This is a genomic window from Halorussus aquaticus (genome assembly GCF_024218795.1).
Taxonomy (GTDB): domain Archaea; phylum Halobacteriota; class Halobacteria; order Halobacteriales; family Haladaptataceae; genus Halorussus; species Halorussus aquaticus.
Map to the genome: position 1 here is coordinate 190167 of NZ_CP100400.1, position 16234 is coordinate 206400.

A 16234-nucleotide genomic window follows, 5' to 3' on the forward strand; every position below is an offset into this window, starting at 1 on the left:
GGCCGCCGACCTCACACCCGACCTTTGCCCCAGATGAAGTACCGGAGGACCGTCTCCATCCCCTCGACGTACGACGTGGCGTCGACGGTCGAGAGGTCCGCGGCGAGTCGTTCGAGTTCCTCGTAGTGGCGCTGCCATCGCTCGAAGAAGGCCGCGTCCACGTCGGCGTCTCTGAGTCGCTCGACGACCTCCTCGCGGTACTCGGGGTCGTCTCTGAGTCGGTCGAGTTCGTCGTAGGTCAGCAGTCCCTCTTCGAGCGCGTGGACGACGGGACCCGAACTGAAGTCGGTCTCCCGAATCTCGCGCTCCCACGTCGCCACCCAGTTGCCGATGCGGGCCATCATCTGGGCCTGCCACACCATGCGCCGGAGTTGCGCCAAGTCGTCGGTCGGGAGCACCGGCGAGAACATCAGGTCGATGTCGGCGTACGCGAACATCATGACGTTGTGCGACTCGTGGAGGGTCAACTCCCGGTAGTTGGCGAGTTCGGGATACCGCCCGAGTAGATAGGAGTACCGTATCGCGTCCACCGCCTGCTGGGTGTCGAACCGGAACAGCGGCAGGTAGAACTCCGACCGGGGCGCGTCGTCGAGAACGTCTCGGAGGTCGTCCCAGACTCGCTTCGCGAATCGCAACTGCTCGGACTGGACCCCTTCCCTGTCGGGGTCCATCTCGTAGGCCGAGCGGGGAATCTTGGCCGCCTCGTCGAACGTCTCTTGGTCGCGGTCTTTCTCCAGAAAGTCGTCGAGAATCGTGATAAAGACGGTGCCGAGGGTCTTGGCGGTCCGCACCTCGGTGACGCGGTCGTCGGGAACGAACGAGAACGTGAAGTGGGGCGTCAGTCGGTGGACCCACTTCCAGAGGAACGGGTCTCGGCTTCCCTCGAAGGCGTCGTACTCGTCTATCAGCGCTCGAATCTCGGCGGGCAACTCGTGGTTCGAGATGCTCTCGACTTCGGTAGGTTCCTCGGACGAGGTTACTGTCTCCACGAGGTCCGTCACGTCCGCTCCCATTGTTCCACTGTCAGACATTCAGCGCCGATATTTATACCTTGGCGTTTGCTGTAACTTGAATTCGGGCTTCGACCTGAAGACGCGGTTCTCGAAACACTGACGATAGGTAACTTGCGCGCGACGCCGACGACTGCCGAGGGACGATTCCAGCAGGAATTAGTTCCCGACGCCCGTTCGCTCGCCCATGAGTGACGCGACGCTCGTCTACGACGACGACTGCGGGTTCTGCACGTGGTGGGCCGACTTCTTCGAGCGGCGGTCGGACCTCCGAATCGTCGGGTTCTCGCAACTCACCGACGAACAGCGCGAGCGACTGCCCGACGACTACGAGGAGTGTTCGCACCTGCTGGCCGACGGCGAAGTGTACTCCTGCGGGGAGTCGCTCGAACAGGCGTTAGTCCGGTCGGAGGTCCGCGACGACCTGACGCAAGTCGTCCGATTCCTCCGCAACTTCGAGGACTACGACCGCCTCCGAGAGAACGTCTACCGGCAGGTCGCGGACCACCGCGGCCTCCTCGGACAGGTCGTCTCGAAGACGCCGCCAGCGAGCGGGGAGTCCGACCGGCGCGATTAACGACCGCCGCGCCGACGCATCCGGCGTCCGGTCCGCAGGTCGTCTGCCGGGGCAGGTCGGACGTAGCCCCCGACGCGCTCGCGGTTCCACCAGTGCCCCGTCTCCGACTTCTCCGCGAGCGAGGTGAACTCCCAGCGATGGTAGACGACGGTGAGGGACGTAGGGGCGAACGAAGTAACGAGACGACAGCGGTCGTGGGTCGCGGTCGGACGGCCGAGGCTGACCCCAGCGGCGTCAATGCGTCCGCGTCACCGGTCGAGCGACGACGCCACTACTGTTCGGTGACTGTTACGAGTCCGTCGCTTCTGACGGTCACGTCGTGGCCGCTGTACGCGAACTCGACCGTGCCCGACCGGGGTTCGTCGGTCGTATCACGGAAGATTACGTCGAGCGCGTCTGGGTCTATCGTCCCGTAGAGCGGTTCGAGCGCCTCGTCGGCGTCGCTCCCCACGGAACTCCGGTCGGAGAACGCCGCGACCGCGGCGACGACCGCCTCCGAAAGCGGTTCGCCGCCCGACGCTCGGTAGTAGTACGTATCCTCGGTCTGCCATCCGTCGCTGGCGTTACTCGTAGATGTCATGGGATAGCGTACGGTTCCGACGACCGAACACCGCGGCGTTCACCCAGTCAACGGTTTAAGTATTCGTCTGTTGAGCGAGAGTGTTCCGAAGGAGGTTGCGCTGGCCGCGTCGGAGTCGCCTCGACAGCGCCGTGGTCGAGACGCCCATCTCGTCGGCTATCGCCGCCATCTTCGTCCCGCGCGGCACGTCGAAGTAGCCTGCCTCCAGCGCGCGCAGTAGCGCGTCGCGCTGGGGTTCCGTGACGCCGTACTGACTCTCGACGCCTCCGTCGTTCGTGACCGACTCCTCGTCGTAGAGCTGTTCGAGGTGGAACTCCATGTCGCGCTCGTGGCAGGCGTCGCGGAACGCGGCCAGCGCCTCGCGCGACGGAAAGCGAGCGAGGAGGCGCAGTTTCTCGGCCGTCATCGTGAGGTCGAGAATCGTGATGTCCTGTTCGACCACTATCGGGTGGAGCGCTCGCTGGTTGGTCTCCTCGGCGAGCGTGACGCGATAGAGGCGCCGGTTCGGCAGTTCGGTCAGGAGTTCGTAGTCCGCCACGTCGGGGTCGTCGGCGAACGCGGCCTCGTACGCCTCGAAGTCGTCGCCGGACGCCCAGAAGATGACTCGCCACTCGCTGTCGTGGTCCGAGCGGATGTCTTCGAGTCGCAGTACCATCTCCGGGACGGTCTGAAGTGCCCCCTGTCCGGGCTGAGAGTCGGTTTCGACCCTGCCGATGAGCGCCATTATCGTTCGTTACGGTCGCAGTGGGGTGAGTATTTCGCCGGGGAGAACGCCCGCGAGTACACGACTGTTCCGACTGTTCGGTCAGTACGGCGCGTCTAGCTGTATTCGCGCCAGCGGTAACCGCACTCCTGACACTTGAAGAAGCGCGTCGGCGGTTCGTCGGCCGCCCCGGTCTGCTTGATGGTGTACCACGCCTTCCCGTGGCCGCACTCGTCGCAAATCACGTCGTCGGCGGTGGGCTTGCCCTCGAAGTTGGCGTCCTCTGAGGTCTCTATCACCTCGGAGTCGCCCTGTTCCTCGGTCGAGACGAACTCCGCGGCCTTCTCCTCGTCCTTGTCGGTGGTGTCCTGACAGTCGTCGTTCGTACAGACCATCTTGGACCCCATGGACTTCATCATGGAACCGCACTCGTCGCAGAATTGCATGACCGAGTGTAGCGGTCGGTTCCTGATAAGCGACACGCTCGGGCGCTCTCCGGAACTTTGTGCGTCCGTTGCGCTGGCCGGGTGGAGCGATTTCCCCGTCACGCGATGCCGACCAGACTCAGTCCGGTCTCCACCGCTATCGCCACGAGTGCCCCGAACGCCAGCGCGCCCGTCGCCGAGTAGAGCGTGAACTTCCAGCGGGCCATCCCGGCGAGACCCGCGGGAACCGAGACCACCGACCGCAGAATCGGGAGCAGGCGGCCCCAGAGGACCGAACTCTCGCCCCACCGCCGGAACCACCCCGTCGCGCGCTCCAGTCGCTCCTCCGACATCCGGAGGTGACCGCCCCGGCCCGAGAGCGCAGAGCGCCCGCGCTCGCCGAAGACGTGGAACGCGAACAGACTCCCCGCCGTCGTGCCGACGCAGACCGACGCGACGAACAGCGCGAACGTCGCGGGACCGCCGACGAGGAGCGCCGCCGCGCCCGGCACGACGACCTCGCTCGGCAGGAGCGGAAACAGCAGCGACGCCTCCAGAAACGTGAACAGCGCCACCGCGAGGTAGCCGTACTGCTCGACCAGATTCAGTGCCACCTCGCCGAGATTCTGGAACACGGTCCGAGTTGGCGCTCGGTCGGGATAATCCGGTCGGCCGTCACTCCCCGCCGTCCGCGTTCCCGGCGGTGATGTCGCCGATGTCCTCCTCGCCCTCGACCACCACCGGGCAGTCGGCCACTCGGAAGTGGTCGGTGTCGGGCATCGCCAGAATCTCGGTCCCCTCGTGGGTGCAGGCGAGTTCCGGCGGGTCGCCGAAGTGCGGACAGCCGTGACACGTCGCCTTGGGAATCGTCCGCACGTCGCGGTCGGCGGCGGGTTCGGTCGGGTCGGCGGCGTCGGACGCGACCGTCACCGTCGGCCCGTCGGCGTCGTCCTCGGCCTCGGCCAACCGGTCCCAGAGTTCCTCGCCGTCCAACGCCCCGACTTCGACCGACTCGAAGGCGTCGGCCTCGTCCGTACCCTCGCGCCGCCGTTCGTCCACTTCCGCGGCCACGTCGGCGAGCGGGCCGTCCCTGTCGGCGCCGTCCGCCGACTCGGGCGAGTCGGTCGAGGCGCTGTCGATTGGGAGACGGTCGTTCGAGGGCCGGTCTTCCGAGTGACGGTCGGCCGGTCGCCGATTTCCGGTTCGCTTCCGGACCTCCGCGGCGAGGTCGCCGAGCGGTTCGTCGGGGCGGTCGCGCTCGTCGCGGTCACGGCGCTGTTCGCTCTCACCATCGTCGCTCTGGTCGTCGTCGCTCATTCGTCGCCGTCCTCCCCGAGGATGTCGTCGAGTTCGTCGCCGACGTCCGGGCCGTCGGCGTCCGTCACGCTCCCGAGGTCCCAGTCGGCGCGCTCGCCCTCCAGCGCGGGCGGGTCGCCTACCACGAGTTTGGCCGACCCGAACAGCCCCTGCTTGGGTTCCACGTCGTTGAACGTACTCGCACAGTGGGGGCACTTCGGTTCGGCCAGCAGGCCGACGTGGACCGTCTCCTTGCAGTGGCCACACTTCGCGCTCTCGACGCCCCGGCGGTTGGCGAGGTGGGCGAGTTCGTCGGCCGCCGCCCGCGCGGCGTGACGCGCGGTCAGCGTCTCGGTCTGGTCGCGCAACTCGACGGTCACCTCCGCCAGCGTCGCGAGTTTGGTCTCGATGTCGTCGGTCGCGTCGGTCAGGTACTCCAGCACGTCCTCGTAGTTCTCGAACCCGTTCTCGACCCGCTCGTCGAGGTCCCAGACCGTCTCGGACAGCGCGTCGAGTTCGTCGGCGAGGCGGTCGGCCCGGTCGGCCACCGCCTCGGTCCGCTCGCGGAGGTCGTCGTGGTCGTGGTCGGCGGGGGCCTTCCCGTCGGTCTCGCGTTTGACCTGCACCACCCGCTCGCGCACGTCCTGAATCTTCTCCTCGAAGTCGCTCTCGGCGTCGGCGAGGTCCGTCTCCACCTCGGTCAGTTGGGTCTCGAACTCCTCCTGCGTGGCCGAGAGGCGCTCGCCGAACTCCCGGCGCAGCGCGGCGAACGCCTCGCCGTCGTCGCCCTCGGCGTCGCCGTCGCGGAGGCGCGCGAGCAGTTCCCTTCGGCTCACGCCCAACTCCTCGGCCTTCCGGTCGAGCCACCCCTCCAGCGAATCGCCGGGCGCATCCGACGACTCGCCGACATCTTCGCCAGCCATTCGGTTTCAGTTATCACAGCCTCGACTTAATGGTTGGCCTCTTTCGGAACCCGTGCGGTCGGCTATCGACACGATTTTTCACCGTGCGGTCTGACAGCCGATAGACGACATGTCCGCGGACGACCATACCTCCGACGACGAATCCGCGCTTACCGACGATTCCACCTCGGACGACTCCGCGTCCGGCGACCGAGTCGCCGCCGACCGAACGTCCGGCGAGGTGGACGCGGTCCTCTTCGACCTCGACGGGACGCTGGTGGAGTACGAGCGCTCGACCGAGCGACTGCTCGACCTCGCCTTCGAGTCCGCGGGCGTCGAACCGTTCTTCGACGTGACGGAGTACCTCGACCGATTCGGCGACCACCTCGGTCCCGGCGTCTCCATCGTCGAGGGCCGGGCGAACTGCTTCGCGGAAATCGCCGAGGGTCACGGGCGCGACCCCGACCTCGGCCGCCGGGTCGCCGACGCCTTCGCCGCGGAGCGCGACCAGTCGCGGGTCGAGTGCCTGCCGGGCGCGGTCGAAGTCGTGGACGCGCTGGCCGACGACCACGCGCTCGGCGTCGTGACCAACGGTCCGCCGGAGATGCAGACCACGAAACTGGAGGCCGCGGGACTGGCCGACCGCTTCGAGACGGTGGTGTTCGCGGGCCACGACGCCGCCGCGAAACCCGACCCCGAACCCTTCGAGGTCGCGCTGACGGAGTTGGACTCCGCGGCCGACCGCGCGGTCCACGTCGGCAACTCCCTGTCGTCGGACGTGGCCGGGGCGCACGCGGCGGGACTGCAGTCGGTCTGGGTGCCCGCCGAGGCGGACGCGGAACCGGACCCTGCACCGCACTACTCGCTGCCGTCGCTCGCGGAACTCCGAGAGGTGCCGTGGCGGTAGTTACTCCGGGAAAACGTCGAACAGGAGGCCCAGAATCATCGCCCCACCTGCGACCATAGACAGCAGGTGGAATCGGTCGCCAGACGCGAGGTACTGGACCAGACCGAAGGCGGCCAGTCCGCCGAAGAAGGCGGCCTGCCAGCGCCGGGCGTCCGTCGCGCCGCGGAAGACACCGACTGCGAGCGTCCCGGTGACGTAGAGCGAGGCCACGTTGGTCAGCAGTGAATCGGTATCGAAGTCTCCGGCCAGAACCTGCGAGACCGCGGCCGCCAGCGCGGCCAGAAAGAGCAGACTCACGAGAACTTTCGAGAGCGCCGTGACGTCGAGCTGCGCTCGTTCGGGAGGGCGTCGGGCCATGCCGGAGTGTGCGAACGCTGACGTAAAAAGCGTCGGTGTCTCAGTGTTATCGGAGGTCGCGCAGGTTCGCGGCGACCATCGCGACTCCGACCACCGCGAGCAACAGCGAGAACAGGTCGCCCGCAGTCGCGTACTCGTAGCCGCCCCAGACCGCGACGCCGCCGAAGAACGCGAGTTGCCAGCCCCGCGCGTTCGTCGCGTCCCGGAGGACGCCCGCGAGCAGGAGCCCCGTGAGGTAGACCCCGAACAGCGCCGAGACGACTCCGTCGCCGCCGCGGACCGCGACGACGAGACCGATCGCACTCAGGACGAACAGGACGCCAGCGAGAAGTATCGTGGCCAGTTCGACGGCGCGGTCTCGGTCCACGGGTCAGTCGTCGGCGTCGTCGCCCGGATTCAGTCCCGTCACGGTGCCGACGCCCTTGCTCTGGCCCTCGCGGAAGACGAACCGCTGACCCTCCTCGACGAGGTAGGGCCGGAACTTGAACCGGACCGTGGTAGCGCCCGAGTCGCCCGGCAGGAGTTGGCCGCCTCGGGGGTGGAACTCCGCGGCCTCGCTGATGGTTTCGAGGTGGACGACGGGTTCGTAGCCGTCGCCGATGCGGGTCGGGTGATTCAACACCACGACCTCGGCCTCGAACTCCCGGACGGGCTGGGGGTCGGCGTCCGCGGGGAGCAGGACCATCCCGCGCTCCACGTCGGCCTCGCGGACGCCCTTCAGCGCGATGCCGACGATGCGGCCCGCCTTGGCCTTGTCCACCCGGTGGTAGTGCATCTCGATGGACCGGACTTCGACCTCGCGGAACGCGCCGTCGGCCATCGGGCCGAGCAGGAGTTCGTCGCCCGCCTCGACTTCGCCCGACATGATGGTCCCGGAGGCCACCGCGCCGACCCCCGTCACCGAGTAGGTCCGGTCGATGTACATCCGGAACTCGCCCGAGTCGGCGGTCGTCTTCGGCAGGCGCTCGAACAGTTCGTCGAGCGCGTCGAGTCCCTCCATCGTGACCGCGCTGGTCGTGACGACCGGCACGACGTTCTCGTCTATCTCCTCGACCGCCGCGTCCACGCCGTGGCGCTCGACGCGGAGCGGCGTCTTGCCGACGTCCCGCAGCAGGCGCTCGACTTCGCGCTCGACCTCGGCCACGCGCTCGTCGTCCACGATGTCGGCCTTCGTGATGGCCACCATGGTCGGGAGTTCGGTGGCGAGCAGGACCCCGAGGTGCTCGCGGGTCGTCTTGGTCGGCCCGTCGTCGGCGGCGACGGTCAGTAGGCCGTAGTCGAGTTTCTGGCCAACGAGTCCCCGAATCGTGGTCCGGAGCCACGGTTCGTGGCCCACCGTGTCCACGAACGAGACCAGTCGGTCGCTCTCCTCGACCACGCGAGCGCGGTCGGACTTCCGGTGGGGGTTGTCCATCCGGACCGGTCCCTCGCCGTCGAAACCGTAGACGCCGTAGGAGAGGTCGGCCGACAGGCCGCGCTCGACTTCGTGCGGTTGCACGTCGAGGTAGCCCCGCGTGCCGCCCTCGCCGTCGTCGGGTTGGCCGGTCACGAGCGTGCCGACCAGCGTCGATTTGCCGTGGTCCACGTGGCCCGCCGTCCCCACCACGATGTGTTCGCTGTCGGTGTCGAGCATCGCGCCCTCGCGGACGGTGGCGACGCCGACCAGTCCGTCGGCGTCGTGGCCCTCGCTGCGGTTGCTCACGAACAGTTCGTCGCGCTCGGTCGCGGACCCGTCGTCGGCGATGCCCCACGTCTGGACGTCCTCGATGTGCGCGCCCGCCTCCTCGGCGAGCAGGCTCAGCACGTCCATCGACTCCGAGAAGTCCTCGTGGCTGATTCCGGCGATACCGCCGTCGTCGGTCACGCCCACGACGTACGTGGCCTCGCCGTCGCCGGACAGCACTCGATGGCGGAGTTGGGCCGCGAGACTCTCCATCCGGCCCTCGGCGAGGTGGAGTTCCTTGGTGAGTCGCTCTTTGAACTCGACGCTGCCGCCCTCCTGTTCGCCGCGTTCGAGGGCGCTTTGCAATACGGCCCGGTTAGGGCACATACGACCGGATTGGGGCGGCGACATCAAAAGCTTGCCGCCCATTGTCGCGTTAACCGGTCGCAAATAGAGTCTGCTGCGGTTCTGCGGATTACCGGCGCGTCACGTTGATGGGCATGCTCGAATCCCGGGAGAACTCGACCGTGACGGGGTCGTCGGTGACGTTGTAGTCGTAGGTCAAGGTGGCCGTCGTCCCCTCCGGGACCGAGAAGACCGTCCATCCGGGGTAGCGGTTCCCCGGCGAGATGGGGAAGTCCACGAAGCCGTCGAGGTCGTGGAGTGGCTGATGGCGGTAGGTCCGCTCGTCGGTTCGGAGTCTGAACCCGGACTGTTTCACCGTCACCTTCTGCTCGCCGGTGTTGTTGATGCTCATCTTCACGAGGACGAACTGCTCGCCCTCCGGCGGGTAGTAGGCTTTGCCGTCGCTCTCGTTGGGGTCGATTTCGTTCACGACTTTCGCGTTCCACGTGACGCTGAGTGTGGTCGTGCTGTTGGCAGGCGCGACCGACTCGGCCGAGACGGGACCGCCACCGCCGCCGCCGAGGAAGGGCAGCGACGGACCGAAGAGGACGCCCGTGGCCAACAGGCCGACGACGACCACGACGGCGAGTACGGGTTTCGTCGGGATTCCGCCGCCCAGCGCCCCGGAGACGAACGACGACGCGCGCGTCCCGACCGCCCGTACTCGGTCTATCGGCGAGTCGTCGTCGCCCCCGCTCTCGCTGGACGAGTCGGTCGTCTCGGCGCTCTCGCCGTACTGCTCTGCGAGGTCCGTCCACTCCTTGCGCTGGAGTATCTGTGCGATTCCGTCGCCGTCGAGCAGTTCGACGCCCGACCCCTCCGAGACCTTGCTGGCGTGGTCGGAGATGCTGCCCGCGGTGACGATAGCCGACTCGTCCACCTCGTACTGCTGGCAGAGCGAGGCGAACTGCTGGACCTGTTGGCCGCCGATTTCGCTGTCGGGGATGGCCCACAGCAGGCCCTCCTCGCCGGTCGCGGGTCGCTGGACCGCGACGAACACCCGTCCGTCGTCGCGCTTGACCTGTGTTTGCCAGCCCTGCCGCTCCCAGAGGGCCGCCACGAACTCGCCGAACTCCGACTGGTCCAATCCCTGCAACATGATTTCACCGCGGGGACACCGTATTCGGGTTCATATCCTCAGTCCCCGTATAAAAAACATCGGCCCTAGCTCCTCCGGGCCGCCAACAGGGCGGCCGCCAACGCCGCGACGACGCCCGTCGCCGCGCCGAATCCGGGGACCGGAACGAGACCGCCGCTATCGCCCTCGTCAGCGGACTCCCGCTCGGCCTGCTGGCTCAGCGGTCGCTCGGTACCGCGCATCGCCGCCTGTGTGAGACCCTCTGCGGTAGTGGTAGTCGTGGGCGTCGTCGTCACCGTCGTCGTCACCGTCGTCGTGGTTGTCGTCGTCGTTGTCGGTGGCGGTGTGGTCGTCTCCTTCTTCGCGACCATCGCCCGGATGGTCCGTTTCTGGTCGACGAGTCGAATCTCGAAGTTCCGTCCGGGTTCCAACTCCGAGAAGTCGAACGTGGTCCGGAAGGTCCTGTCCTTCCCGACCGTGACGGTCCGGGGGTAGAGGAAGGGGTCCGTGCCCGTGTCGCGGGCCGAGATGTTGATGGTCGTGCCGGGCGTCAGCGTCGTCTTCCCGGTGATAGTGGTCTCGTTCTCCACGATGACCTTCTCTCCGGGACCGTTTCGCGCGACGTTCACCCGCCGTTCCGCCACCCGGAACTCCGTCGAGACGTTCTGGCGTTTCTCCGCGAGCGGACTCTTTGCCGGGACGACGAACGAGACGCGATACCTGTCACCGGGTTCGATGCCCTCGTCTCCGGTGTCCACGACGAGATAGAACCCCTCGTGGTCGTTGCCGGTGACGAGTCGCTCGACGGACGCACCGGTGAACTCGTTCCCGTCGCCGTTCATCGGCGGGTTCGTCTGGGTGAAATCGACTCTGAGGGCCGCCTCGCCGTCACCGTCCAATCGCGGTCGCTTCAGCGCACCGCGGACGCCGGTGGCGTCTACGTGCACGAGCAACCAGTCGTCGTGCGCGACCGACTCGTTCCACGGCGGCACCGACACCTCCTGTAGCGCGGCCCTCGAGTTCCGTTCGGCCATGCTTACCTGCCGGGGTGCGATGCGCGCGGTCACGCCGTTCGTCGAGCGTTCCTCGACCACGAACGTGCCGAGCGCCCGTTCCTGTCCCTGTATGGTGACGTTCATCTGGTACTCGGCGGTGTCGAGGGGCGCGTCTATCGGGGCGGTCCGCAGTACACGACTCTGAATCGAACCTTTGGCCGCCCACACCATCTCCGAGAGGGGGTACTTCGTGGACTCACCGGCTTTGTAGGTGTTGAGTCGAAGTCTGGTCGTCCCCTTCCCCACCCGTAACTGCATCCAGAAACTGTCCTCGGCCGACCCCAGATTCACCGTCGCCGACTGTGACGTTTCGATGGTGATGTTCGCCACGTCGCCGCGCTGTTCGTAGACGACGGTCTTCTCGAACGAGGCACTGCTCTCGGCGGTCGCCGCGGCCGAACCCGCGCCGAGCGACGGGGCGACTGCCGCCGCGAGCAGGAGCGTCACGACGGCGACGGGACGGTACTTCGGGGGTCTCGCTGACATGGCGGGGTGAAAGTTAGCGAGGTGTTATGACCCATCCGTAATAAATCCGATTGGTGAGAGTCGGGGACAGCGTCCGCGCCAGTCACGACGTGAATCCGCCTCCTCGTCGGTCGGACCGCTCCCTGCTCGACGCCCTTCGCTCGGACCGACCTCGGGTCAGCTCCGGGCGTCCAGCACCTCGTAGGCCTCCTTGACGCGCTTGAACTCCTCCTCGTCGCCGGACTCGCGGTCGGGATGGACCGCCTTGACCTTCTCGCGGTAGGCCCGACGGACCTCCTCGCTGTCGGCGTCGGCGTCGAGTCCGAGGACGCGATAGGCCTCGGCCGCGCTCGGTCCGGTGTCGCCGACCGTGCGCGCGCCGCCCGCCCGTTGGCCGCGAGCGCCTCGCGCGCCACGAGCGCGCCGCCGCTCGCGGGACCCTCGCGCCCCGAACCCGCCGCGGCCGTCGTCGAACCCGCCTCGACGGCCGGAGAACGAGTCGCGGGGTCCCGCACCGAACCCGCCGGTCTCGGACTCGGCCCGGCGGTACTCTCTGGCCCGGCCGCTCACGACCTGTTCGCGTAGCCGACCGCTGGCGTGGTACCACACGAGGTAGGCGGCCACCGCGAACGGGACGGCGATGGCGAACAGCGCGGGGGTGTAGACGAACGCCAGCACGAATTCGAGCGTGGCGATGCCCGCGAGGACCGCCGCCAGTCCGAACAGGAGCCGGTCTTGCTGCACGAGTCGTCCTTCGTGGTACGGGATTGTAAGCGTCCCGCTAGGGCGAGCGTCCGTGTCGGAACTCACGTCTCGAACGGGAGGCGTACGGGGGTCGAACGACCGACCGTCGCGTCCCGGCCACGACAGCACCTTTAAGTACGGGAAGACGGAACATCCGTCTGAGCTTCTGCGGGCGGTGTTAGTCGTGCACGTGTCTGGCGGCGTACCGCCCGACGGTCGCGACTTCACGGACCGCGGGGTCGGCCCGATGATGCCGTCCGGCGGAGGGCACCCTGCTGTTGCGTTCGCGGGAGGACTTCGGCGACCGTTCCGGCGCGTCCGCGCTGGCCGCGTCTCCACGGTCCTTCTGCTCTTTTGCCCTTTCGTAACTCCGAGGACCGCGAGGCCGTAGCAGCGACTCCGCGCGTCTCGTCGCCTCCTCGCGTTCTCGCCGACATAGCAAGACCCATCCCGGCCCGTTCCCAACCTCCATCCATCATGAACGAAAGCGCCGAGGAGACCAAAGTCGAGTGGCGCGAGTGGGGCGAGGCGGCCTTCGAGGAGGCCCGCGAGACCGACCGACCCGTCCTGCTCTCGCTGTCGGCGACGTGGTGTTCGTGGTGCCACGAGATGGACCGCGAGGCGTACAGCAACCCCATGGTCGCCGCGAACGTCAACGACTCGTTCGTCCCGGTCCGGGTGGACATCGACCGACAACCCCGCGTCCGGGAGCGGTACAACATGGGCGGGTTCCCCTCGACGGTGTTCACCACGCCCGACGGCGACCTGCTCACCGGCGCGACGTACCTCGACGTTGACGCCACGCGGCAGGTCGTCCAGCGCGTCCGGGACCTCTGGACCCACAAGGGCGAGGACGCCGCCCGCATCCCGCGGAGCCTCCGCGAGGACCCGCCCGCCGGGGAACTCTCGCCCGAAATCGAGCGCCTCATCGCCGGGCAGTTGGGCGACAAGTTCGACGACCAGTTCGGCGGGTGGGGCGACAGCGAGAAGTTCCCCCTGCCTCGGACCGTGGAGTTCGCGCTCAAGCGCGAGCGCGAACAGGCCCTCGCAACGCTTCAGGCCGTCACCCAGTACCTCTACGACGACTACGACGGCGGGTTCTTCCGGTTCGCCGAGGGCCGCGACTGGACCGACGTTCACCACGAGAAACTGCTCTCGACCAACGCCGCGCTGGTCCGGGCGTTCGCCAACGCCTACCTCTACACGGGCGACGACGACTACCGCGACCCGGCCGAGCGGACCGTCGAGTACCTGACGACGACCCTGTGGAATAGCGCGGAACGGAGTTCCGCGGACGGGGGTGCCTTCGCAGGAAGCCAAGCGCCGGGCGACTCGCCGGACGTCCCCGATAGCGGGGGCGACGGCGGTATCGGCGAAGACGGGGACGGTACCGACGAAACTAGCGCGGAGGAGGCGCACGCCGCCGACTCCGAGTCCGACGGCCCCGACTACTACGCACTCGAACCGAGCGACCGCGAGGCGGCCGACGCGCCCGCGGTAGACCCGACCGCCTTCGCGGACTCGAACGCGATGGCCGCCGACGCCCTGCTGACCTACCACGCCTACACGGACGACGAACGCGCACGCACGTACGCCGAACGCGCGCTCGACTACCTCACGTCCGAACTGGTCGATGACGGCGAGGTGACCCACTTCGACGCCACCGGGAGCGATTCGAGCGAGCGGAGCGAGTCGGGCCTCCTCGCCGACCACGCCCACCTCCTCTCGGCGCTCACGACCGCCCGGCAGGTCACCGGCGACGAGACGTACCTCGACGCGGCGCGCGACGTGGCCGACTACGCGCTCGACGAACTCCGCGAAGACGGCGAGTCGGGCGCGTTCGTGGACGGTCCCCGCGAGGGACCGGGCCTGCTCGACCGGCCGCTGCGACCGCTCGACCACAACGCCGAAATCGCCGACGCGCTCGTGGACCTCGCAATCCTGACCGGCGAGGACCGCTACCGGGAGGCCGCCGAGGGTGCCGTCGCGGCGTTCGCCGACGCGGCCGACCGCTTCGGCGTGCAGGTCGCTGCCTACGCCACCGCCGCGGCCCGCCTCTGCCGGGACCCCCTCGTCGTGGAAGTCACCGACGACGCCGGGTCGGACCTCCACCGCGCCGCGATGCGCGTCGCCGACCACGAGAAGGTCGTGATTCCGGGCGTCGAGGGCGAGGAGTACGAGCGCGGTAGCGCCTACGTGGTCGTCGATGGCGAGCGCTCGGACCCCGTGACCACGCCCGAGGAACTGAGCGAGACGGTCGCCGAACTGACCGAGTAGGGCGTCCGCCGCGGCCCGTTAGTGCGAAGTCTCTCGGTTCGGCCCTTCTCCGGAGCGTCTTCCGGCGAGCGACGTGTCACCCCTAGAACTAAGTATGAGTGTAAAGCATCCTTTACTGTAAAGCACGCTTTACGACAGGCCCGCTTTACACTGCACCAGCCATGACACGAACTACGACGTCTCGAGGAAGTCCGCTCGCGAAGCAACGCAAGTACCGTCGCCTGATGTTCGGCGTCTTGTTCGGCGGCGTCGCCGTCGCGCTCCTGCTGAGGGAGGTACTGGGCTACCCGCTAGTCAGCGAAGTCGTCTACTGGGTCGCCGTCCTCGGGTTCTTCGCCGTCCTGTTCGGTTCCTCGATGACGCTGTTCGACGAGCGCGACAGGGCACTCGAAGAGCGGGCGAGCAGGTGGACGCTCACGATACTCGCACCCGTATTAGCGATTACCGCGTCGGTGGGCCGACTCCTCCCGCGGGTCAGCGACTACGCCCTCCCGGACGCGGTCTGGCCCGCTCTCTACGGCTTCATCGGCGTCTACGTCCTGTTCGCGGTCATCTACGGCGTCCTTCGCTCTCGCTCATGAAGAACGAGATTCGAGACCGGCGGGACGCCGAAGGCATCAGTCAGGCCGACCTCGCCGAGGCCGTCGGGGTCACCCGCCAGACGATAAACGCCATCGAGCGCGAGCGCTACGACCCCTCCATCGAACTCGCGTTCAAACTGGCCCGCCACTTCGACTGCCGAATCGAGGACCTGTTCGACCCCGAACTCGACGGCAACGGTACGGCCGAAGGGTAGTCCTGCGTTCGCGTCTCGCCGTCGCCGAACGAGTCCGCGGCGTGGAACGTGTGAGTACGTTTAAACTGAAAACGACACGAGAGTTTATAGGGGCAGAGCGTCTGGCCACTCACATGGCAAGCCTACGAGACCTCGGTCTCTCGGAGTACGAGGCGCGGGCGTATCGGGCGCTGTTGGACGCGGGGCCGACCACGGCCAAAGAGTTGTCTCGCGCGAGCGACGTGCCGATGGGTCGCATCTACGACGTGCTGAGCAGTCTGGAGACCCACAATCTCGCGCGCTCTCAGAACGCGAGTCGGCCCAAGAAGTACGTCGCGGTCGAACCCGACACCGCGCTGAACCGCCTGCTGGAGGACAAACTCGCCGAACTCGAAGAGCAGGCCCAGCAGTACGAGGACATCGTGGACGACCTCACCGACGAACTCGACGCGACCGAACACGTCGAGGAGGGGTTCTGGACCGCCGCGGTCGGTGCCGAGGAGTCGGTGGACCTGCTGGTCGAACGCCTCGACGCGGCCGACGACCGTATCGCGATGGTCGCCGGGACCTCCTCGGCCCAGTTCGACCTCGGCGACGTGGGCGAACTCGTCTCCCAGCACCTCGAAGCGGCGCTCGACCGGGGCGTGGAGGTGTCGCTGCTCATGTCGCCCGAACTCGTGGAGACGCTCCCGCCGAGCGTGGGCAAGCGTTACACCGAGACCCTCTCGGACCATCCGAAGTTCGCGGTCCGAACCGCCGAGGGCCTGCAGGGGACGTTCAACTTCATCGACGACGTGGAAGTGTGCATCGAGGTGGCCAACCCCCTGAATCCGGGCGAGGCGTTCGCCATGATAGACATGAAGGACCCCGAGTTCGCGGCGGGCGTCCGCGAGAAGTTCGCGCCCCGGTGGGAGTCGGCCGAACCCCTCTCGTTCGACAGTCGCTGAGCGACTCGGTCTTACGGTATCTCGGCCCCGAGACCGGTCGGCCGTCGGCCCTGACAACCGACGAAGTC

At 67.6% G+C, this 16234-nt stretch carries 19 protein-coding genes; 6 read left to right on the top strand and 13 right to left on the bottom strand.

The genetic code is table 11. The features are described from left to right. Nucleotides 1–11 precede the first annotated feature (11 nt). The gene (locus NGM06_RS00945) at nt 12–1013 is read right to left on the bottom strand and encodes a hypothetical protein (protein ID WP_254268506.1); all 1002 of its coding nucleotides are present in this window, start codon (nt 1011–1013) and stop codon (nt 12–14) included. Between the two features lie 184 nt (nt 1014–1197). Between NGM06_RS00945 and NGM06_RS00950 the strand changes: the two genes are divergently transcribed. Beyond that, nucleotides 1198–1587: a DCC1-like thiol-disulfide oxidoreductase family protein gene (locus tag NGM06_RS00950; RefSeq protein ID WP_254268507.1), complete on the top strand. Its 390-nt coding sequence runs from the start codon at nt 1198–1200 to the stop codon at nt 1585–1587. Nucleotides 1588–1858: 271 nt separating this feature from the next. On the opposite strand, the gene NGM06_RS00955 is transcribed toward NGM06_RS00950, so the two are convergent. From NGM06_RS00955 to NGM06_RS00980, 6 genes are all read right to left on the bottom strand, one after another. After that, the gene (locus tag NGM06_RS00955; protein WP_254268508.1) at nt 1859–2167 is read right to left on the bottom strand and encodes a HalOD1 output domain-containing protein; all 309 of its coding nucleotides are present in this window, start codon (nt 2165–2167) and stop codon (nt 1859–1861) included. Nucleotides 2168–2222: 55 nt separating this feature from the next. Then, nucleotides 2223–2891 (bottom strand): helix-turn-helix domain-containing protein, encoded by a 669-nt coding sequence (locus NGM06_RS00960; protein WP_254268509.1) that lies wholly within the window; start codon nt 2889–2891, stop codon nt 2223–2225. Nucleotides 2892–2986: 95 nt separating this feature from the next. Further along, nucleotides 2987–3316, bottom strand: a complete 330-nt coding sequence (locus NGM06_RS00965; protein ID WP_254268510.1) for a transcription factor S — start codon at nt 3314–3316, stop codon at nt 2987–2989. 98 nt (nt 3317–3414) lie between these two features. Further along, nucleotides 3415–3930, bottom strand: a complete 516-nt coding sequence (locus tag NGM06_RS00970; RefSeq protein WP_254268511.1) for a DedA family protein — start codon at nt 3928–3930, stop codon at nt 3415–3417. Between the two features lie 40 nt (nt 3931–3970). Further along, nucleotides 3971–4612 (bottom strand): DUF8135 domain-containing protein, encoded by a 642-nt coding sequence (locus NGM06_RS00975; RefSeq protein ID WP_254268512.1) that lies wholly within the window; start codon nt 4610–4612, stop codon nt 3971–3973. Beyond that, nucleotides 4609–5514, bottom strand: a complete 906-nt coding sequence (locus NGM06_RS00980) for a magnesium transporter CorA family protein (RefSeq protein ID WP_254268513.1) — start codon at nt 5512–5514, stop codon at nt 4609–4611. The genes NGM06_RS00975 and NGM06_RS00980 overlap by 4 nt, the downstream gene beginning before the upstream one ends. A 109-nt stretch (nt 5515–5623) precedes the next feature. Between NGM06_RS00980 and NGM06_RS00985 the strand changes: the two genes are divergently transcribed. Next, nucleotides 5624–6400: an HAD family hydrolase gene (locus NGM06_RS00985; RefSeq protein ID WP_254268514.1), complete on the top strand. Its 777-nt coding sequence runs from the start codon at nt 5624–5626 to the stop codon at nt 6398–6400. Here NGM06_RS00985 and NGM06_RS00990 read toward each other — a convergent pair whose 3' ends face one another. The 6 genes from NGM06_RS00990 to NGM06_RS01015 all read right to left on the bottom strand — a co-directional run bounded on the left by NGM06_RS00990 (nt 6401) and on the right by NGM06_RS01015 (nt 12167). Further along, nucleotides 6401–6757 carry a hypothetical protein gene (locus NGM06_RS00990; protein WP_254268515.1) on the bottom strand — a complete coding sequence of 119 codons (357 nt, stop codon included), beginning with the start codon at nt 6755–6757 and terminating at the stop codon, nt 6401–6403. A gap of 46 nt (nt 6758–6803) precedes the next feature. Beyond that, complete coding sequence (locus NGM06_RS00995; RefSeq protein WP_254268516.1) at nt 6804–7124, bottom strand: hypothetical protein; 321 nt, start codon at nt 7122–7124, stop codon at nt 6804–6806. A 3-nt stretch (nt 7125–7127) separates the two neighbouring features. After that, nucleotides 7128–8807, bottom strand: a complete 1680-nt coding sequence (locus NGM06_RS01000) for a GTPBP1 family GTP-binding protein (protein WP_254268517.1) — start codon at nt 8805–8807, stop codon at nt 7128–7130. A gap of 88 nt (nt 8808–8895) precedes the next feature. Further along, nucleotides 8896–9924, bottom strand: coding sequence for a DUF4352 domain-containing protein (locus tag NGM06_RS01005; RefSeq protein WP_254268518.1), 1029 nt, complete (start codon nt 9922–9924; stop codon nt 8896–8898). Between the two features lie 65 nt (nt 9925–9989). Then, on the bottom strand, nt 9990–11444 hold the full coding sequence (locus NGM06_RS01010; protein ID WP_254268519.1) for a BGTF surface domain-containing protein: 1455 nt from the start codon (nt 11442–11444) through the stop codon (nt 9990–9992). A 156-nt stretch (nt 11445–11600) separates the two neighbouring features. Beyond that, nucleotides 11601–12167 (bottom strand): J domain-containing protein, encoded by a 567-nt coding sequence (locus NGM06_RS01015; protein WP_254268520.1) that lies wholly within the window; start codon nt 12165–12167, stop codon nt 11601–11603. A 477-nt stretch (nt 12168–12644) separates the two neighbouring features. Between NGM06_RS01015 and NGM06_RS01020 the strand changes: the two genes are divergently transcribed. From NGM06_RS01020 to NGM06_RS01035, 4 genes are all read left to right on the top strand, one after another. After that, nucleotides 12645–14444: a DUF255 domain-containing protein gene (locus NGM06_RS01020; RefSeq protein WP_254268521.1), complete on the top strand. Its 1800-nt coding sequence runs from the start codon at nt 12645–12647 to the stop codon at nt 14442–14444. Nucleotides 14445–14605: 161 nt separating this feature from the next. Then, on the top strand, nt 14606–15025 hold the full coding sequence (locus NGM06_RS01025; protein ID WP_254268522.1) for a DUF2178 domain-containing protein: 420 nt from the start codon (nt 14606–14608) through the stop codon (nt 15023–15025). Continuing rightward, nucleotides 15022–15240, top strand: a complete 219-nt coding sequence (locus NGM06_RS01030) for a helix-turn-helix transcriptional regulator (RefSeq protein WP_254268523.1) — start codon at nt 15022–15024, stop codon at nt 15238–15240. The genes NGM06_RS01025 and NGM06_RS01030 overlap by 4 nt, the downstream gene beginning before the upstream one ends. A 113-nt stretch (nt 15241–15353) precedes the next feature. Beyond that, nucleotides 15354–16166, top strand: a complete 813-nt coding sequence (locus tag NGM06_RS01035) for a TrmB family transcriptional regulator (RefSeq protein ID WP_254268524.1) — start codon at nt 15354–15356, stop codon at nt 16164–16166. Nucleotides 16167–16234: the final 68 nt, after the last annotated feature.